A 19,339-nucleotide genomic window follows, 5' to 3' on the forward strand; every position below is an offset into this window, starting at 1 on the left:
AACCACAGCAGCGATCCCGAACGCCCAGTACCACTGGTTGCAGTGGGGCTACCGGCCGGGGGCTACCCGGATGTCACTGGCAAGCAGTGACTTGGAACAGCTTCGCGTCGCCCTTTTGGTCCAGGAGCTTGAATCCCGGAGCCGCGTCGGGGATTTGCAATCCCTGGAAGCCGTGATTCCCACCGTGGACTTCACGCGTGCCGAAGTCGAGGACATACCGGACATTGCCGTCCCGCGCAGCCGCGCACACTGAGGGGTCGGTGGCTGCTTCGCGGAACTTGTCGTTCAGCAGCTCGGTGGCCTTGGTGTAGGTCGTGAGGGTGTGCTTCGACGTGGTGTTGCGGTCCGCAATGGCAAAGGCCATGGCCCCACCGGTCCAGGGGTTGACCGCGACGGTTGCATCCGTCGGGACATAGTTGTCGAGTTCCTGGATGATGGCCATCTCGTCGGAACTGACCAATGGGGAATCCGGCGTCGTCGAGTAGTTCGCCTGCGCGGACAACACGGGCGTAACCATAGGCGGTGCCTGCAGCAGGCCCACGACCACCAGCGCAATGATTGGCCCTGCGCTGTCCAGGAGTCCCGGGGCGGCCCCGGGGGCCGCTTTGCTCCGAAGCCGGAGGGTGCGTTCCTGCAAGCGTTCGATCAGCCAGGCGGCACCGATCGCTGCCAGCGGCACTCCGACGACGGGCAGCAGGGCTGCGAGTCGGTAGCTGTCGTTGTACCAGACGCCGGTCAGCAAGTCCCTGTACCGGCCCGCCGGGCCGGCTGACACGACGACGAAGAGCAGTGCGACGACGATGAATGATCCCGCGAACCAGGCTGTGGCGCGCCGCCGGAACACAATTGCCAGTCCCACTATCGCAAGGGCGCTCACTGCCCATGCGACGGGACGTTGCATGGCTGAGTTGGTTAGGACTTCCCCAAGGGCCTGGCCCTGAGTCTGGATTGGTGGCCAGAACGCCGCTACAGCGGGAGGCCTGATGATCTTCCACAGGACAGCCATGACGCCGAACGTGGCCAGCAGGCCTGCCCCGGCAGCCAAGGTGAGCCTAATGGGACGTCCGGCCCTGCGCCGGTCGATGGCAAAGAAGGCCCAGGCCGCAAGCAGGACGGGTACGGAGAGCGCGAGAAGTGACATGACCCCGTTCGGGTGTGCTATCGCCACGCCGAGGGCCGTCATGGGAGCCAGGAGGAACCGGGCTCCGGGACCGATGTTTACGAACTGGCGGCTGCCGAAGAAGATGCTCACGCAAGCCAAAGCTGCAGGCAGCATGCTGACGGCAAGGAAATTAGGGTAGAGGACACCAAAATCCAGCAGCAGTATGGGGAAGGAGCCAAACCCGGCTGCCAGGACGCCTGCTGCCCCCACGGCATAGGGGTTCGGCCCGACCAAGGTACGCACCAGAAACATGCAGCCCAAGGTCCAGACGCCGGCGGCGATACAAAGGTTCAGGATATTGACGGAGGCCGGCAGCGGGGCGCCCGTCAGCTGGATAAGGAGCGAGGCCAGCCCATGCCATGCCGCCGGGTAGAAGTACGGCGGATTGTCGCCGTTGGTCATCCCCGTCAGCGTCATTGACGACGCATTACCGGTATCCAGAACATACCGGATGGCGTTGAGGTGGAAGACGTTGTCAAACGTCTGGGAGATGTTGTCCGGCCTGCCGAAGGCGGTGCGGAGTTGGATTGCTATGGAAAGGGCACCAATGCCAAAGCCAACACCTCCAAGGAGCAGCATCCGCTGCGATCCTGCCAGCGCAGTACGCCAGGGAAGTACGGGTTGGCGGAGTGCCGGGATTCTTCGGATGGCGAAGAGGACCGCCGCGAGGAGCACCGTTGCCGCCCCCACGGGCAGGAGCGACCATCCGATGCCGAGGTAAGGGGCAACGATGGCGCTTACCGAGACGACGCTTACCGTAAGCAGCGGAGCAACTGCCAGGAATGCTGGATTCCGCAACCCCAGTGCCACGATCAGGAGCGTGCCGGGCGCAAATAACAGCAGCAGGCACGCCAAGGCAGTCGGCAGGACGGAAAACCAGCTCATTAATACTCCAGGGACGACGACGAGAAAAGGGCCAGGCGCATCGCGATGGCCATCACCATGTGCTAGTCCTCCAGAAGTCCAAGAAGGTAGCTGCCGTAGCCGCTCTTCACCAGGGGCTCGGCACGCTGGCGGAGGTCGTCGTCGGTCAGGAAGCCCTGGCGCCATGCGATCTCCTCAGGGGCACCGATCTTCAGCCCCTGACGGTTCTCGACCGTGCGGATGAAGTTGGAAGCATCGCTGAGGTCATTGAAAGTTCCGGTGTCCAGCCAGGCAGTCCCGCGGGGGAGTATCTCGACCTGCAGCTTGCCCCGCTCAAGGTAGGTCCGGTTAACATCTGTGATCTCAAGTTCGCCGCGGGGGGAAGGCTTGAGGTCCCGCGCAATTTCCACGACATCGTTGTCGTAGAAATAGAGGCCGGGCACCGCATAGTGGCTGCGGGGCTTCTCCGGCTTTTCCTCCAGGGACAGTGCCTTGCCGTCGCCGTCGAACTCAACAACGCCGTAGGCTTTGGGGTCCTTCACCCAGTAGCCAAACACGGCGCCGCCGTCGATGTCCGCATGCTTCCGAAGCTGGGTTCCCATGCCCTGTCCGTAGAAGATGTTGTCGCCGAGGACAAGCGCTACTGTTTCGTCGCCGATGTGGTTAGCACCAAGGATGAAAGCTTGTGCGAGTCCATCGGGTGAGGGCTGCTGGACGTAGGAAAGGTTGATGCCGAACTGCGATCCGTCGCCCAGCAGGCGCTGGAACTGCTCGGCGTCGTGCGGAGTGGTGATGATCAGGATGTCCCTGATCCCAGCAAGGATCAACGTGGAGAGAGGGTAGTAGATCATTGGCTTGTCGTACACCGGGACGAGCTGCTTGCTGATGCCAAGGGTAATGGGGTGCAGCCGCGATCCAGTTCCGCCGGCCAGAATAATTCCACGCATGGGATCAATCATTCCCCACGACGCAGCCACGGCCAAAACGGGATCAGGTGCCGGGCTGCCGTTCGGGTCCCGGGCCCGACTTCCGCCGGAGCCCGTCGGCGAGGCCTTTTCGGGCCGCTACGAGGCGCTGGCGCCTGCCGGGGGCGAGGACGCTGACGACAGTCAGGTGCCGGAGGTCCGTGAGCAGTCCCCGCGCGGTCCAATAGGGTTCCCTGAGCGCAAACCTGGCCGCCAACAGGACGCGGTTGCGGACAATGAAGTAGTAGCGCCAGGTGGAGGCGGTCCTCACCATCAGGGGCTTTCCGCGCCATGTGACAGGCCACGGACCCAGGCGCGCCGGAACCATGGTGCCGAGGGAATGGTGCAGTGAGCAGTCAAGGGCAATGACGCAGTGCAGTTGCCGGGCCTTGGCGCGCAGGTAGAACTCGCTGTCCACCCCGTCGATGAACAGCTGTTCGTTGAAGGGCCCCACGGCGTCGAGGCTGGCCGTTGGAATCAGGAGACCCGACTGGACCGGCTCGTCCCCGATGGTCACTCCGTGGTGAGTCCGCACCACCCGCCGCGGCAGTCCGCTGACTTCCCCTGGCGCCACCATGCCCACCCCGAGCCCGGCGCCGGTTGCCGCACCAGCAGCGCCCTCAAGGCCTTGGACAAATCCGGGCTGGACCAGCGAGTCCTGGTCCATGGTGAGAATGAATGCAAGCGACGGGTTACGGGACCGTGCAAGTGCGATGCCGCTGTTCAGGGCCGCCGCAATTCCGGAGTTTTGCGGGAGTCGCAAAACCGTACAGCCGAGCGCCTCCAGTTCGGAATAGACGGACTCGTCGGCGGCAGTGCTGCCGTCGTCAACGACAACGACGTCGACGCACTGGTCCAACAGTGCCGCGCAGTTTTCCAGAACATTGTGGTGAGGATTGAAGGTGCTGACGACGGCGGCTGTCCGGGTGCTTTGGGACGTGTCGGCCATCAGGCACCCAGCCCGTGCTTGGCCATGGTGCGGATTGCTCCGAGATTACGGGATTTCACCAGGCCGGGCATCAGCGACAAGGCATGAAGCCTCGACGTCAGCCGAAGCTTGGCGGCCCGTTCCGCCCGGCGCCAGCCCCGGGACCGGGTGAGCGTGGCTGCCAGGCTGAAGTACTCGCGTTCGCCGTCGAAGCGGGAGCCGTCCTGGAGCAGGAGCGAAGATGCGCTTTCGGTATGCCTCCGGTAGGCAAAGGCAACAGTGGGCACCACCAGCAGCGAGCGGTCCTGAAGGATCATGTCGATGATGAGGGCAAGGTCCTGGATGATGCGGAACTCATCGCGGAAATCGACGGTGCGGACTGACGAGGTTTTGAACGTGAGGGACGGCCAGTACAACCAGTCTCCATGCAGGAGGCTCGTGGCGAGCCTTTCGCCGGACAGGAGGAGGGGAGCGCCTGCCGACGGCCTGAGGAGCCGCTGTTTGACGGTGTCCACGAGGGTGCGTGCGGGGTCGCCCGCCGCATCAATGACCTGGACCCCCGGCTGGATGATGTCCGCCTCCGGGTTGTCACGGTAGGCCTGCAGCACTGTCTCCACATAGTTCGGCAGGAGGATGTCGTCGCAGCCAACTACGGCGACCAGATCCTGCCGGGCCATCTGGATGGAGGTCCTGAAGCTCTCGGTGATGCCTTCGTTCGTGGCTTTCTTGACGTACGTGATTCTGGGGTCATCGATGTTCCGTACGTAATCTTCCACCGTGGGATCCGGGTAGGCGTCGTCCACCACCGTGAGGAACCAGTGCGGATCCGTTTGCGCAAGGACGCTGTCAACCGTGATTTTCATGTAGTCGGGATCGCCCCAGTAGGGCACGAAGATGTCCAGCGAGGGTTCCACCACTAGGGCTCAACCTCCGGGTCCTGGCTGCCTCCGGGCCGGCCGGCAACCATCACCTCGTTAATCCGTTCAATCTGGATCCGCAAAATGGCAACTTCTTCGGCCAAGGCGCGGGTCTCTTCTTCAACGACCGATATTTCCCAGGACAGGTGCAGGCAGACGCCCAGGAGCATCAGGATGCTGAGGATGAACAGCAGATTGGAGGGGAGCTGGACTCCGACTGCCTGGGCCACGTAATCCAGGAGCTGCGGGAACGCGGCAAGAACCAAGGTGGCAATTCCGACGACGAGCCACCAGATCGCGTATTTTTCGCGCAGCTTCTTGCGTCGGAGCATCTCCGCGACCAGCCCGACGATGGCCAGGGCCAGGAAGAATGCGGCAATATTCGGCATCAGTTCTTTCCTGCCATCAGGGGGAGGGGCAAGGCAACATTGGATCGCTTGCGCGTGAGGGCGAAGGCGAGTGCGAAGAAGGAACGGCCGAGGTATACGGCGGCTTTGATGGGGTGGTGGCTCGGCGTGCCGCCCTGCCGGGGCCGCATCGCCACGGGAACCTGCGTGACCTTGAGCCCGGACCGAATGGCCACCACCAGCGAATCGATCGTGTCTCCAAGGTATTCAGCCGGGTAGTGGTCAAGGTACTGCGCGATCGCGCGGCTGTTTCCAGCGCGGAATCCGGAAGTCACATCAGTAAGCGGCGTCTTGGCAAGTCTGGTGAGGACAGTCGCCAGGAGTTTCATTGCCCACTTCCGGGGGCCCTTCACGGCATAGTCGCCGCGGTCGGCAAACCGGGCGCCGATGGAGATGTCGGCTGATTCCAGGCCGTTGAGTACTTCGCGGATATTTCGCGGGTCATGCTGCCCGTCGGCGTCAACCTGGATGACTTGCCGGTAGCCCAGGCGCTGGGCGTACTTGAATCCAGCACGCATCGCGCCCCCGACACCCAGGTTGAACGGCAGGTTCAGGACAGTTGCCCCTGCCGCCGCTGCGAGGTCCGGTGTGCCGTCGGTCGAGCCGTCATTCACTACCAGGACGTCGTAGGGCTCATCGAGGCTCAGTACTTCGGCCACGGTTGCCCCTACGCAATCAGCCTCATTCCACGCCGGCATGATGACCAGCACACGGTTGTTTTCCAAATTGCGCATAATGTCCCAACTATATCAACGCGGCGATTGCGCACTGTCCGGAGCCTGCACGGACAGTCGGCAGGCCGCGGCTGCCCCGCCAGCCAGTTGGCCAGTGGTTCGCATACTAGCGCGTGCCGGCCGGCGCGGCCGAGTCCGCGGCGGACTTGGCAGGGGCGCACATCGCCAGCCACCACCAGAGGCAGGGGTGAATCAGTTAGTGTCGGTTGCATGACCAGCATCCCACCCAGCGTTCCTTCCGCCACCCGTGTCAGCGTTTGCATGGCGAGCTACCGGGGTGCGTCCTTCATCGCGGACCAAATCCGTTCGATACTCGACCAGCTGGATGCCGCGGACGAGCTAGTCATCTACGACGACGCATCCCCCGACGACACCGTTGACGTCATCAACGGGTTCAAGGACCCGAGAATCCGGCTAATTCGGGGAGCCAGCAACGTGGGGTACGTCCGCGCCTTCGAAGCCGCTATCGGCGCGAGCAGGGGCAGCTTCATCTTCCTGTCCGACCAGGATGACGTCTGGGTTCCCGGCCGGGTCGCCCTGATGCTGGACGGCCTCCGGAACGCCGCCGTGGTAGCCACGAACTTTGCAATGCTCGGCGGCGGCCCGCGGCCATGGATCCCGCCACTGACGGGGAAAATGGACGGCCGGCGCATGGCGAACCTCGTGGGAATCATGGTCGGTTACCGCGCCTATTACGGTTGCGGAATGGCGTTTCGGCGCGACTTCGTTGACGTCGTCACCCCCATCCCGTCCTACGTCCGGGAGTCGCACGATCTTTGGATCGCCATCTGCGGCAACCTTGCACAGTCAATTGCCCACCTCGAAGCGCCGAGCTTGCTCCGGCGCCTTCATGAACAAAACGAGACGCCGGCCGGCTTCCGTTCGCTCCGGCGCATAGCGGCCGCACGGTTCATGCTTGCCCGGCTGGTCCTTGAGGCGTCGCGCAGAGTCCGCGGTCGGTGAGGGGGAGGGCCGAGACGCTAAGCTGGGCTCATGCAGAATCTCCTTGTCACCGGCGGCGCCGGCTTCATTGGTTCCAACTTCGTCCACTACGTTCTTGAGAACACGGATGACCGTGTAACCGTCCTGGACAAGCTGACATACGCAGGCAACATGGAATCGTTGAAGGGGCTGCCCGAGGGCAGGTTCGAATTTGTCCAGGGCGACATTGCCGACGCAGAGCTGGTGGACCGGCTGGTGGCTGCCGCCGACGTCGTGGTCCACTACGCGGCCGAGTCGCACAACGACAACTCACTGCACGACCCCCGTCCTTTCCTGGACACGAACATCATTGGCACGTACACGCTCATCGAGGCTGCGCGAAAGCACAACAAGCGCTTCCACCACATCTCCACGGACGAGGTCTACGGAGACCTTGAGCTGGATGACCCCGAGCGGTTTACCGAGCAGACGCCGTATAACCCGTCCAGTCCCTACTCGTCCACGAAGGCAGGTTCGGACTTGCTGGTGCGGGCATGGGTGCGGTCCTTTGGCCTTCAGGCGACCATCAGCAACTGCTCGAACAACTACGGCCCCTACCAGCACGTGGAGAAGTTCATTCCGCGCCAGATCACGAACGTCATCGATGGCATTCGTCCCAAGCTCTACGGCAAGGGCGAGAACGTCCGCGACTGGATCCACGCCAACGACCACTCTTCTGCTGTCCTGGCGATCATTGCCAAGGGCAGGATCGGAGAGACTTACCTCATCGGTGCTGACGGTGAGAAGAACAACAAGGACGTTGTCGAGCTGATTCTCAAGCACATGGGTGAATCGCCGGATGCTTATGACCACGTGGTGGACCGCCCGGGTCATGACCTGCGCTACGCCATCGATTCCACCAAACTGCGCGATGAGCTCGGCTGGTCACCCCAGTTCTCCAACTTTGACGCGGGCATCGAGGACACCATTGCCTGGTACCGGGCCAACGAGGACTGGTGGCGTCCGCAGAAGGCCCAGACGGAAGCGAAGTACAAGGAACAGGGCCAGTAACCGATGACCATCGAGTTCTCCAAAAAGCTTGCTGCCCACCGGACTCCAATTCCCGGCGTCGTCGTCTATGACCTGCCGGTCCACGGGGACAACAGGGGATGGTTCAAGGAAAACTGGCAGCGCGAGAAGATGCTCGCCCTTGGGCTGCCCGACTTCCGGCCGGTGCAGAACAACATCTCGTTCAACGAAAAGGCCGGTACCACGCGTGGTATCCACGCGGAGCCCTGGGACAAGTTCATCTCCGTTGCCACCGGGCGCATCTTCGGTGCCTGGGTCGATCTTCGCGAAGGCCCGTCGTTTGGCAGCGTGTTCACGGCCGAACTCGACCCCAGCCAAGCGATCTTCATTCCACGCGGCGTCGGGAACGCCTTCCAGACTCTGGAAGACAATACGGCGTACACCTATCTGGTCAATGACCACTGGTCAGCCGATGCGCAGGGACAGTACACGTTCCTGAACCTGGCCGACGAGTCCGCAGCCATCCAATGGCCGATTTCGCTTGAACAGGCAGAACTGTCCGACAAGGACAAAGCCCATCCACGGCTGGCCGACGTCGTGCCCATGCCGGCGAAGAAGACGCTGGTGGTGGGGGCGAACGGTCAGTTGGGGAAGGCCCTGCGGACGCTTTACGCCGAGGATCCGTCCGTCGAGTTCGTCGGCCGGGCGGAGTTTGACGTCACCGATCCTGAAGCGTTTGCAGCCAGGAACTGGAAGAACTATTCGACCATCATCAATGCGGCGGCGTACACGGCCGTCGATGCGGCCGAGACCCTGGAAGGCCGGATCGCCGCCTGGGCCAACAATGTGACCGCCGTCGCGCACCTGGCAAAGACCGCCGTCGAGCATGGCCTGACCCTGGTCCACGTTTCGTCCGATTACGTCTTCGACGGTTCCCAGTCCATCCATTCGGAGGACGAGCCTCTCAGTCCGCTGGGGGTGTACGGGCAGACCAAGGCGGCAGGGGACGCGATTGTCAGCACGGTGGCTCGCCACTACATCCTTCGCACGAGTTGGGTTATCGGCGATGGCAACAACTTCGTCAGGACGATGGCGTCGCTCGCCGCCCGGGGGATTGAGCCGTCAGTGGTCAACGACCAGATCGGCCGCCTGACATTCACGGAGGACATTGCGGCGGGCATCCGGCACCTTCTCGAGAGCGCAGCCGACTACGGGACGTACAACCTGACAAACGACGGTGAGCCGCAGTCGTGGGCCGACATCGCAAAGGACGTCTACGCGCTGTCCGGTGGATCCCGTGATGCTGTTTCCGGTGTGAGTACGGCAGAGTATTTCAAGGGCAAGGATGCTGCGCCGCGACCGCTCAGCAGCGTGCTAGACCTTTCGAAAATCAAGGCATCAGGTTTCGCTCCCAGGGCTGCGCGTGAGGGTCTTGAAGCCTACCTTACGCAGCAGTCGGCGACTGTCTAGACGTTCACCATGCCCTTTGACTCCTCTTCCTTTGGAATCATCGCCCTGGCGGCGTACAAACCTGATTGGGACCTTTTCAGGGCTCAGTTGCTTTCGATACAGGCGCAGACGCATGCCAACTTCGAGTGCCTTATTTCAGCCGACGGCGGCCACGCTGAGGTCCAGGAATTTGTCACCCGGGAGATGAATGGGGATCAGCGTTTCAAGGTCCTCGGTTTTCCGGACCGACTGGGATTTTACGGAAATTTCGAGCGGGTACTCCAACACGTACCGGAGGACGCCGAGTGGGTTGCTTTGTCCGACCAGGACGACTCGTGGTACCCGGCAAAGATCGAAACGCTCCTTCCACACCTGCATGATGTCAGCCTCGTTGCTGGTCAAGCCCGTGTGGTCCGGCGCCCCGGGAATGACGTTGTGGCCGACTCAACGCACCGCAAAGACGTCAGTCTGGGATCGCTGATCGCCCAGAACCAGGTGACGGGAAGTCTCTGCCTTTTTCGCCGTGACCTCCTGGACGTGGCCCTGCCGTTTCCGCGGTTCGCGGCGGTTACCCAGGTCCACGACCATTGGCTCGCTGTGTGTGCGAAGGCCACGGGGGGAGCGCTGGTCGTCGACGACATCCTCCAGGATTACGTGCAGCATGCCGCCAACGTCCTGGGCGAGGTCGAGGCCCGCCGGAGCGTGGCAAGGTCCTTGGCGAACGTCTCGGCCATGTCCCGCAAGTACCGCGGCGGGAGCGGCCCCCTTGACCTGCTTCGCACTGCGAATGACTTGAGTTTCGGCTGGCGCCGGACGATGGCAGACGAACTGGCGCGACGGGTGGGGCCTGCCGGCGTGCATGCCGGCGAGGAGCTGGCTCCTTTTGAATCAGGGCATTCCTGGGCCTCGACCATGCGGACGCTTTTTTCGGGGTTGCGCCGCGGCGAGATCGCGAGGCCATGCTTCCTCGAATTCGTCGCCGGCAGCCCCGTCGAGCTTTTGCGCCTGGGTGCACGCAGGAGCTGATTACAGCCTGCCGGAGCCTCCAGCGCCAGGCACCCGTTGCCCTCAGGCGTTCAGTGCGTCTTGCTTGCGTTGTCAGTAACAGAAGTCGAACTGCGGAGACTGTCGTGGACGACCCTGAGCTGGTAAGCCGCCACGATGAGTTCGGCAACGCCAACTGCCCATGCGACGCCGGGGGCGCCCCAGGCAATGCCCAGGGCGAACATGAGCGGAACGTTGAACGCGGCCCCGACGGCTGTTGATTTTGCCAGGGCGGCGCCCCTACCCAGCGGGATGAGGCACGCCAGGCCCACAACCTGGGCCACGATCACACCCCCGAGTATCAGGCCGAACGGGACGCTGAGGCTGTAGCCGATGAGGATTTCCCCGCCTGAAAACAACGCACTGGCCCACGGCGTCAACGCTGCCAGAAGTACTCCGGCGCCCAGGCCAGCCACGGGAGCCAATTTGGCAACGGTGCGGATGCGGTGGTCCCGTTGGCCTGGGCCCGCCTCAGGGATCCAGCCCTGGATAACCTGCAGCACGGGGCCGAACCCGGCCACGGCAAACCGGAAGAGCTTATCTGCCAGTGCGTATTGTGGGAGCGCGGCCGTTACGACTTGGTTCACGGCGAGCATGGGGAGGTTACTGTTAAGGCTGCCTGTCCCTGCAGCGATGACCCCATATTTTTGGCTCTTCAGCCGCGCCATGGCGGCTGTGAATCGAAAGTCGGCTTTCACGCGGTGCCCGGTTCTGGCAGTGGCTCCGGCTGCGCCCAGCAGAACGGCGAGGAGATTGAACAACAGGAGGCAGGCCACAAAAAGGATCGGTTCGGGGATGAACTGGATCAGCAGGACGCCGGAGACGATGCCAAGACCTTGGGGCAGGACGTCCAGCAAGAACAGTTTCCACGGCTTGGCCTGGCCGATGAAGAACCACGATGCGCCTACGAACGGCAGGACATAACTGACGGATGCCAGCGCGGCCACTTGCGGGTTGTTTTGCGTGATCAGAAGCATGACCACATACATCACCGGGGCCGCCATCAGGAACAGGTAGGTCCGGCTGACCAATGAGTCGATGTACATCTGCGGCCGCTGCGCGGGAGCCAGCGACGCGACGAGCGCCGCTCCGACGGTTCCCCATCCGAACGCAACGATGATCCCGAAGATCGCCGCAGTGGCTTGGGCCAGTGCGAGTTCACCCCATGTCTCCTTGCCAAGAGTGACAATGACGAACGGGATTGCCAGGAGATTTATGGCCGTCGAGAAGACGAGTGACGCCGCGAATCCTCCGAAGCGGGTCAGCAGGGCGGGAAGGGCCTTCACAGCCACGGTGGGGACTCCGATCATGGGATGGACATTGCCCGTCGGCGGGTGCCGACGGACAAAGTACAGTCCTGAATCCTATCGCGTGTTGCGAACGCTCCGGTCGTCCCTCCCATGTTCCAGGGGTCCCTGGCTGACCGTCTGTCATCCCGGGAGATGCTCTAGTACACGAGGCTGCGGCATCCCAGTTGCGTATTGAGGGTACTGAACACTGAGACTGCCACGCCGTAGGTGCACACGCTGTACCGTCCACGTGCAGTAATCGGCACGGTGGTGGAGTATCCGTGGTCCCCGATGGTCTGAAGGGCAGAATTAACGTCCGGCCGTTTGAGGTTGGCGGTGAACGGATACCCCTTCGTGGTGCCGTCAGGATAGGTGATGTAGACGTGCACGGGGTTTGAGACGCCGGGCATGGCCGGGTCCAAGGTCCACCCCTGGGTGGTCAGTGACGCCTGGCCGTTCGAAACCTGTATGCCGGCCGTGTCGAGGCTCCCCATGGTGGGAGGAGTCGGTCGTACGGTGATGTCGCGGCAGCCCAGCGGGGTAGGCCCTGCTGCGAGGGGGGCAACCCCTACGGCTCTGGCGCACACGGTGTAGTTGCCGGGGGCGCTGATCGCGATCTGGGCTTGGTACCCGTGGTTGCCTATCGTATTCAAGGCGGCGTTCACGTCAGGCCGGGCAAGGTTCGCCGTTGCCGTTGCCATAACTGGTTTGGCTACGGGTGTGCCGTCTTTGGCGGACACGTAGACGCTTACCGTGTTGTTCTTTCCCGGGTAGCTCGGATCCAGGGTCCAGCCGGTCAATTGGAGGTTCGCGGAATTGGGTGCCTGTACGAGGGAGAGTCCATCGTAGGAACCCATGGGGGCGGGGCTTGGTGCGATGGAGATGCTCTTGCAGCCGAGCGGGACATTCGAATTTTGCCCGATGGCATATGTGCACGCTTGGTAGGCGCCTGGAGCAGTCAATGTCACCTGGTAGTCAAAGCCGTGATTCGATCCGAGGCCCGTCACGGTCTGGACATCCGGCCGGGATGTGTTTGCGGACATGCGGTAGCCGGTGGTCGTGCCGTCCGGACCTGTGATGTATGTGTCCGCATAGGTGCTGGCGGCCGGGTTGGCAAGATCGATTGCCCATCCCCGCAACTGGACGGCGACCTTGTCGGCTGTCCTGACCTCGCTGAGGCTGTCGAAGTTTCCTACCGGGGCTTCGACGCCGGAAGCGGTGATGGACTTACAGCCAAGAGAGGTATTGCCGAAGGATCCGATGGAGAAGGCGCAAGCCGTGTAATTTCCCGACTTGGTGATAGGTACCGTCCCGTCAAAGCCATGGGACGAACCGTATCCGAAGACGTTGTTGACGTCGGGTCGGTAGGCATTTGCTGTCCAGGGATAGCCTGTTGTGGTTCCGTCCGGGCCGGTGATGTAGACATGCGTTTGGTTCGACGCCGGAATGTTGGCCAGATCCACCGACCATCCACGGGCTCGAAGGCTGACCTCGCTCCCGTTCTTGACTACGGAGATATCGTCAAAGTTGCCGGTGGGCAAGGCGACTCCGGCGAACCGTTGCAGCGATGCGTAGTCGCCGTTCCATACGTTGGAGTCTCCGGCCAGCGGGCCCGTGCTGCTGTACTGCCAGACGCTGTAGGTTGCCCAGCTTGCTGGAACTGCGCCCGCGTCGTTGGTCGGCGAACCGGGGTAGGCGGCAACCCACAGCGGGTAGTCACCGAAACCTGTCTGATTGCCGAGGCATTGATTCCACCAACTCGTGTTGGTGTAGATCATGGGCAGCCTGCCGGTCATCGACCTGACCGTGTTTCCAAAGTCCTGGACCCAGGCAGCCAACTGTCCCGGGGACATGTTGTAGCACGTGTTGCCGAAGTAGAAGCCGTTGATGGTCCTGCCCTCGTAAGGGTTGAATTCGAAGTCGAGGACTGGTGGCAACGTATATCCGTCGGGGGACCACCCCCCGCCATTGTTGACAAAGTATGTGGCTTGGTCTGCTCCGGACGACCAGTTCGGAATTGCGAAGTGGTACGCTCCGCGGATCATCCCTACGTTTCGGGATCCCTGGTACTGGGAGCTGTAGGCGGGGTTTGTGTAGTAATTGCCCTCAGATGCCTTCACATAGGCAAAGCGCGCGCCCATGTTCCATTGCTGCTGCCAGTCAACGGATGCTTGGTAATAACTGACGTCCAGCCCCTGGACTCCGAAGGTGGGCATCCATGAACCCTGCGCGGACAGAGTTTCGATGCTGTTGGGCTTGGTGGCGGCAGCAGACGCGGCGGACGTTACCCGGGCTGATCGCTGACCCATCTGCGCGCCGCCGGGTCCGATGGCATCTGCCATCGACTGGGGCTTTGGTGACGGTGTGGCCACCGGGCTTTGGGTCGGACTGGGGGAGGGCTGTGCCGTGGTGGGCGCAGCGGGCTCTGTCGTGGGCTGGGGCGCAATCGGCGGTGCGGCGGCCGGCGACGAGGAAGGGGCAGGGGCCGGACTCGGTTCAAGCCCGACCGCGGGGCCTGTGAGGCCCGGGCCCGCCACCAGTGCAAGCGCAAGCGGAACAACCCCTAGGTACTTTAGGAATTGGCTACGGGACTGAGACAGGTTCCGCTTCATATTGGCTCCGGACGGCAATGCGCGCTCCCCCGAACGCTCATCTGGTTTGCTGTGCCGTGGTCCCCCCAGGGGCCTGTCGAACACAGTTACTGACACTTAACGCGCTCACCATAGCATCGTGGTGCGTGGGGGACCAGTGGTATGGGTGTTTCTGTTGGGGCTCCTGTGAGGATTCAGCGTCGAGTCCGTCCGCACCGGGGCTTTGATTGAATCGTCGGCGTATCCGGTAGCATTCATGAGGCGCGTCCGGAGAGAGCATCCGTTGACCGCGCATCCATTTCTAGCCGGCTTCGTACGCTCAACGCCGCGGGCCTTAAGGGACGATGAACAGCAATCAGGGCTCTTACGCTTCCACGGCGCTTGGCTGGAGGATGTCAGCAGCTCCCGTCGCTGTTTTAGGGGCCAGTCTCATTGCCTTTGCCCGCCTTAGCCCAACAGCCCAAGGGACCATCTGGGCAGAGGACGGAGCGGTATTCCTTCAGGATGCACTGGCCCGTCCTGGAATTCTGGGAGCATTTGCTCCATATCAAGGCTATCTGCACGTGGTGCCGCGATTTGCAGCCGCGTTCGTCGTCCGCCTGTTCCCTGTGGACGCTTATGCCGTGGCCATCTCACTTTTGAGCAGCCTGATCGTTGGTCTCGTCGCCTTCATGGTCTTCCATTGTGCCAGCGCCATCTCGACGCGCTTTGTACCTAGGCTGGCGTGGGCATCGATCACCATTATGGTGGCACCGGCAGCGTTGGAGACGCAGGGCAATTTTGCCAATCTGCATTGGTACCTCCTCTGGCTCGCTCCCTGGCTGCTTATCAAACCGGCGCGGAACAAACCTGAGGGCATTCTTCTGTTCGCAGTGGGCGCCCTCTCATCATTGACCGAAATACTGACGCTGATGTTTGTTCCGATTTTCCTTTTCCGGTTTCGGGACCGTTGGTTATGGCCTGCCAGGGCCGGGTTGTTGCTGGGTATCGCATGCCAGGTCTTCACGACCTTAAGTTATCCGCGTTCTGCTCCGTTTGAGCCGGCAAACCTTTTGTCCGTGGTGGTTGGGTGGTTCCTCAATAGCAGCTCGGCCGTAATGTTCGGTACCTCCAACCAAGTTGCGCTGCTCATTCTGAACTTTGGTGCCATCCCGATCGTGTTGGCGGCGCTCCCTTTCTTCGCGGCTTTTCTCTTTCTCCTGTTTCGAGGCACAGCTGTCCAGCGCGTCATTGCCGTCGCCGCAGTTGTCGCTTCGGTGGGCGTTTGGGCTGCGGCTGTGCTCTTTAACTTCTCCAAAGAGTTCAACTATGCGGAATTTCAGGCCCCGCAGTGGCGTGAATTCCTGTTGGGCAGATACAGCGTAGTTCCGTCCATGTTTCTTCTTGTCCTCCTTCCTCTCCTGGCAGTGGCTTTGGAAAAAACTTCTGCCAAGGCCGCAACCTCGGTGCTGGCCGTCTTCGCCCTTTTGCAGTGCTTGTATTTCTTCCCCTCTTTTTCATTCCGCCAAGACGGTCCCGTCTGGGCCGAAGGTGTAGCTGGGGCCCGCGCAGCCTGTTCTGCCGATCCCGCATTGGCTTCACACGCGGTCGCAACGGCGCCAGGGAAGTGGAAAGTCGACGTCGCTTGCACCATATTGCGACGGTAAAAGGTCGACTAGTCCTGCTGCCCATATTCTCTGGCTCATGAGACGGCAATTGACGGTCGGGTCGTCTGCCCTTGCGCTGCCGTTCAACGTGGTCCTGGTGCTTGGCATCGTTGTGCCGTTGTCGGCACTAACCTGCTTTGCCATCGAACGGCCCGCGATGATGTTGAAGAAGCGGCCTGCCAAGCGATCCGGCCCGGCAACTAAAGATCGAGTTCCCAGCGCCCGCTAGCGCGTCCACCGGCACCTTGCGCTGAAGGATGGGCGACTTTGTCCACAGGGGACGCCCATATGACTTGGCAGCGTGGTGTACGCTCCCTAGGCTGTAAGCCAGTCGCAGTGCCTCCGACGGAGGCGGCATTTGTATGGGGGAACATATGGACGCGCTGGGAATAGTCGAGGACGAGGTCCGCGAACTAATCCGCCGCCGTGGGTTGGATCCGCTCAAGCAAGCGGGTGAGGTCCGGCGACTGGTGGAGGCCGCGGTCACCGATTACGACGAACGGGCACTGATGGGCCCGCTTCCTCCCATCGGCCCGCTGGACGCAGCGCGCAGATTCCTGTTCGATGCCGTGGCAGGGTTCGGTGTGCTCCAGCCGCTGCTCGACGATCCTTCGATAGAAGAGATTTGGCTGAACGCGCCAAACGAGATCTTTGTAGCGCGCAACGGCGAGTCGGAACTGACATCACTGAGCCTGACGGAGCAGCAGGTGCGTGATCTCGTGGAGCGCATGCTGAAAAGCTCCGGCAGGCGGCTGGATATGTCCTCGCCTTTCGTCGATGCTGCCCTGCCTGACGGGTCCAGGCTCCATGTGGTCATCCCGGACGTCACGCGCCGCCACTGGGCGGTCAACATTCGAAAATTCGTGGTGAAGGCGAGCCGCCTCGAGCACCTGGTTGAGCTCGGAACGCTGACTCACCAATCCGCGCGGTTCCTCGGAGCGGCGGTTGCCAGCGGCCTGAACATCTTGGTCTCCGGCGCAACACAGGCCGGCAAGACGACCATGCTGAACTGCCTGGCCGCCAGTATTGGAAGCCGGGAACGCGTGATCACGGTTGAAGAAATCTTCGAACTCCAGTTCCCGCTGCGCGACGTCGTGGGCCTCCAGTGCCGGCAACCCAACCTGGAGGGTGAAGGCGAGATCCCGCTCCGGCGCCTGGTCAAGGAAGCGCTGCGGATGAGGCCAGACCGACTGGTGGTGGGGGAGGTCCGGGAAGCCGAAAGCCTCGACATGCTGATTGCACTAAACAGCGGCCTTCCCGGAATGTGTACCGTCCACGCAAACTCTGCCCACGACGCCGTCACGAAGATTTGCACGCTGCCGTTGCTGGCCGGAGAAAACATCTCCAGCGCATTTGTAGTTCCCACCGTCGCATCGTGCATCGATCTTGTCGTGCACTGCAGCAGACAGGCAGATGGGCGGCGGCAGGTCACCCAAATCCTCTCTCTGGGGCGCCGGGTGGAGAACGGAATCATTGAATCGTCCCTCGTCTTCGCCCTGGAGGGCGGCGTCCTTCAGCCCAGGGCAAACGCGATGCCGGCCGCGGAAAAATTCTCCCGGGCGGGATACGACGTCGCCGCTCTGTTGGACGCACGATGATTTCAGCGATGGTGGGAGCTGCGGCCGGGGTGGGGTTCTTCCTCATCTGGTGGTCCTGCTGGGAGACTCCTGATGCCGGACGCCGGGAGCGGAAGCCAGGACGTATCAGCGACCTGCTCGTTGCGGCGGGCGTGGAGAAAGTTTCGGCCCGTGGCCTGGTCGGGACCTGCCTTGGTCTGGGGCTGTTCATTGCCCTTGTCTTCTTCGCGCTCAGTCGTTCATGGCCGATTGCCGGCTGCTTCGGCCTCTTCGGATCGTGGCTGCCTGTCACGCTGCTTCGCTGGCGGGCACGAAAAAGGTCAGCGTTGCTCCGCCAGCTCTGGCCAGACGTCGTTGATCACCTTCGCTCGGCAATCCGCGCCGGCCTCCCGCTGCCTGAGGCCCTCATTCAACTCGGCGACAAAGGGCCCGAGGAACTCCGGCCCCTGTTCCGCGATTTCGGAGCCGATTACCGGGCCGGCGGCCAATTCGACGGCTCCCTGAATAAACTGAAACACCGGCTTGCCGACCCCGTCGCAGACCGCATTGTGGAAGCATTGCGCCTCACCCGTGAAGTGGGCGGCTCGGATCTGGGGCGGCTGCTCGGCACCCTGGGAGAGTTCCTTCGTGAAAGCGCCCGCACGCGCAGTGAGCTGGAAGCGCGGCAATCCTGGACGATCAACGCGGCCCGGCTTGCTGTCGCCGCACCGTGGATTGTACTGGTGCTGCTGGCAACCAGACCGGAAGCAATCCAGGCGTACAACACACCCCTGGGCGCTGCAGTCCTGCTTGGGGGCCTGGTGGTCTCGCTCATTTGCTACACCATCATGTTGAAGATCGGCGCGCTGCCCCAGGATGAAAGGGTGCTCCGATGATGGCCGTCCCGGCCGCCGCCGTTGTCTGCGGAATCGGCCTTGGCCTCGGCTTGTGGCTTGTGATCTTCAGGTCCCCGCCGATGCGTGCTATGACGCTCTCTGAGCGGATCGAGCCCCAGCTTAAGTCGCAGAACCTGGAGTCGCGGCTCCTGAGCACGGGCGATCCGAATCTGACACCATTCGGCCCGCTGGAGCGGATTTTCCGTCCGGTCATCCGCGACTGGCTTTCCGCATTGGCCCGGCTAAACCCATCACCGGGAGCAATGGAGCGGCGGCTGGCCCAAGCGGGAATCGGCAAGTCACCCATTGACTTCCGTGCGGAACAGCTGCTTTGGGCAGCGGCCGGTTTTGCCATCGCCGTGACGGTCGTACTTTTGGGAGCCGCCGCAGGAAGGTTCAGCCCGATCTTTGCAGTGGCCGCAATCATTGGCAGCGCGGCGGCAGGTTTTGTTTTGCGGGACTACTGGCTGGGCGCCCAGGTGCGACGCCGGGAGGCGCGCATGATGGCCGAATTCCCCAGCCTGGCGGAGCTGATGGCCTTGGCTGTCAGCGCGGGGGAAAGCGCGACGGGTGCACTGGACCGGGTGTGCAGGAGCGCCCACGGGGAACTGTCAAAGGAGTTTGCGAAGATCCTCGCGGAGACGCGGGCAGGGAAGCCGCTCATCCTTGCCTTGGAGGAGTTTTCCGGACGTACTGACCTGGCGCCCTTGGTCAGGTTCGTTGACGGAATCATCGTTGCGGTGGACAGGGGAACACCCCTTGCGGAAGTGCTCCGGGCCCAAGCCCAGGATGTTCGTGATTCGGCCAAGCGGGACCTCATGGAGGCAGCGGGCAGGAAAGAAATAGCAATGATGGTGCCGTTGGTCTTCGGGATACTCCCGCTGACCGTGGTCTTCGCCGTATTCCCGGGCATAGCAGCGATCAATTTGGGCTTCTGAAGC

The 19,339-nt window shown here is 62.4% G+C and carries 17 protein-coding genes; 9 read left to right on the forward strand and 8 right to left on the reverse strand.

Annotated elements, in window-relative coordinates:
- Positions 1-73 precede the first annotated feature (73 nt).
- The 6 genes from AC4EEO_RS06245 to AC4EEO_RS06270 all read right to left on the reverse strand — a co-directional run bounded on the left by AC4EEO_RS06245 (position 74) and on the right by AC4EEO_RS06270 (position 5,977).
- Positions 74-2,047 carry a DUF6541 family protein gene (locus tag AC4EEO_RS06245; protein WP_491330183.1) on the reverse strand — a complete coding sequence of 658 codons (1,974 nt, stop codon included), beginning with the start codon at positions 2,045-2,047 and terminating at the stop codon, positions 74-76.
- 62 nt (positions 2,048-2,109) lie between these two features.
- Positions 2,110-2,973 (reverse strand): glucose-1-phosphate thymidylyltransferase RfbA, encoded by an 864-nt coding sequence (rfbA, locus tag AC4EEO_RS06250; protein WP_491340111.1) that lies wholly within the window; start codon positions 2,971-2,973, stop codon positions 2,110-2,112.
- 43 nt (positions 2,974-3,016) lie between these two features.
- Positions 3,017-3,940 (reverse strand): glycosyltransferase, encoded by a 924-nt coding sequence (locus AC4EEO_RS06255; RefSeq protein WP_109045112.1) that lies wholly within the window; start codon positions 3,938-3,940, stop codon positions 3,017-3,019.
- Positions 3,940-4,836: a glycosyltransferase family 2 protein gene (locus AC4EEO_RS06260; protein WP_491340112.1), complete on the reverse strand. Its 897-nt coding sequence runs from the start codon at positions 4,834-4,836 to the stop codon at positions 3,940-3,942. The genes AC4EEO_RS06255 and AC4EEO_RS06260 overlap by 1 nt, the downstream gene beginning before the upstream one ends.
- The gene (locus AC4EEO_RS06265; protein ID WP_109045110.1) at positions 4,836-5,225 is read right to left on the reverse strand and encodes a DUF2304 domain-containing protein; all 390 of its coding nucleotides are present in this window, start codon (positions 5,223-5,225) and stop codon (positions 4,836-4,838) included. The genes AC4EEO_RS06260 and AC4EEO_RS06265 overlap by 1 nt, the downstream gene beginning before the upstream one ends.
- Positions 5,225-5,977: a glycosyltransferase family 2 protein gene (locus AC4EEO_RS06270; protein ID WP_109045109.1), complete on the reverse strand. Its 753-nt coding sequence runs from the start codon at positions 5,975-5,977 to the stop codon at positions 5,225-5,227. Before AC4EEO_RS06270 ends, AC4EEO_RS06265 begins: the two co-directional genes overlap by 1 nt.
- 210 nt (positions 5,978-6,187) lie before the next feature.
- Here AC4EEO_RS06270 and AC4EEO_RS06275 point away from each other — a divergent pair, with 210 nt between their 5' ends.
- From AC4EEO_RS06275 to AC4EEO_RS06290, 4 genes are read left to right on the forward strand one after another with little or no spacing between them, the layout of a single operon-like run.
- Positions 6,188-6,940, forward strand: coding sequence for a glycosyltransferase (locus AC4EEO_RS06275; protein WP_018760198.1), 753 nt, complete (start codon positions 6,188-6,190; stop codon positions 6,938-6,940).
- A gap of 30 nt (positions 6,941-6,970) precedes the next feature.
- Positions 6,971-7,969 (forward strand): dTDP-glucose 4,6-dehydratase, encoded by a 999-nt coding sequence (gene rfbB / locus AC4EEO_RS06280; protein ID WP_018760197.1) that lies wholly within the window; start codon positions 6,971-6,973, stop codon positions 7,967-7,969.
- A gap of 3 nt (positions 7,970-7,972) precedes the next feature.
- Positions 7,973-9,397 (forward strand): sugar nucleotide-binding protein, encoded by a 1,425-nt coding sequence (locus AC4EEO_RS06285; protein WP_491340113.1) that lies wholly within the window; start codon positions 7,973-7,975, stop codon positions 9,395-9,397.
- A 9-nt stretch (positions 9,398-9,406) separates the two neighbouring features.
- Positions 9,407-10,402: a glycosyltransferase gene (locus AC4EEO_RS06290; protein ID WP_491340114.1), complete on the forward strand. Its 996-nt coding sequence runs from the start codon at positions 9,407-9,409 to the stop codon at positions 10,400-10,402.
- A 50-nt stretch (positions 10,403-10,452) separates the two neighbouring features.
- Here AC4EEO_RS06290 and AC4EEO_RS06295 read toward each other — a convergent pair whose 3' ends face one another.
- Together AC4EEO_RS06295 and AC4EEO_RS06300 are read right to left on the reverse strand one after the other, a co-directional pair.
- Positions 10,453-11,730: a lipopolysaccharide biosynthesis protein gene (locus AC4EEO_RS06295; protein WP_491340115.1), complete on the reverse strand. Its 1,278-nt coding sequence runs from the start codon at positions 11,728-11,730 to the stop codon at positions 10,453-10,455.
- A 137-nt stretch (positions 11,731-11,867) separates the two neighbouring features.
- Complete coding sequence (locus AC4EEO_RS06300; RefSeq protein WP_491340116.1) at positions 11,868-14,051, reverse strand: GH25 family lysozyme; 2,184 nt, start codon at positions 14,049-14,051, stop codon at positions 11,868-11,870.
- A 593-nt stretch (positions 14,052-14,644) separates the two neighbouring features.
- Between AC4EEO_RS06300 and AC4EEO_RS06305 the strand changes: the two genes are divergently transcribed.
- The 5 genes from AC4EEO_RS06305 (at position 14,645) to AC4EEO_RS06325 (ending at position 19,336) form a co-directional block, all read left to right on the forward strand.
- Positions 14,645-15,946: a hypothetical protein gene (locus AC4EEO_RS06305; RefSeq protein WP_491340117.1), complete on the forward strand. Its 1,302-nt coding sequence runs from the start codon at positions 14,645-14,647 to the stop codon at positions 15,944-15,946.
- A gap of 37 nt (positions 15,947-15,983) precedes the next feature.
- A complete protein-coding gene (locus AC4EEO_RS06310) occupies positions 15,984-16,175 on the forward strand; it encodes a hypothetical protein (protein ID WP_491340118.1) in 192 nt (63 codons plus the stop codon).
- Positions 16,176-16,320: 145 nt separating this feature from the next.
- Positions 16,321-17,544, forward strand: coding sequence for a TadA family conjugal transfer-associated ATPase (locus AC4EEO_RS06315; RefSeq protein ID WP_491330841.1), 1,224 nt, complete (start codon positions 16,321-16,323; stop codon positions 17,542-17,544).
- Positions 17,541-18,398, forward strand: coding sequence for a type II secretion system F family protein (locus AC4EEO_RS06320; protein ID WP_206073904.1), 858 nt, complete (start codon positions 17,541-17,543; stop codon positions 18,396-18,398). Before AC4EEO_RS06315 ends, AC4EEO_RS06320 begins: the two co-directional genes overlap by 4 nt.
- Complete coding sequence (locus tag AC4EEO_RS06325; protein WP_491340119.1) at positions 18,395-19,336, forward strand: type II secretion system F family protein; 942 nt, start codon at positions 18,395-18,397, stop codon at positions 19,334-19,336. Before AC4EEO_RS06320 ends, AC4EEO_RS06325 begins: the two co-directional genes overlap by 4 nt.
- Positions 19,337-19,339 lie beyond the last annotated feature (3 nt).

The organism is Pseudarthrobacter sp. MOO13 (assembly GCF_058267655.1).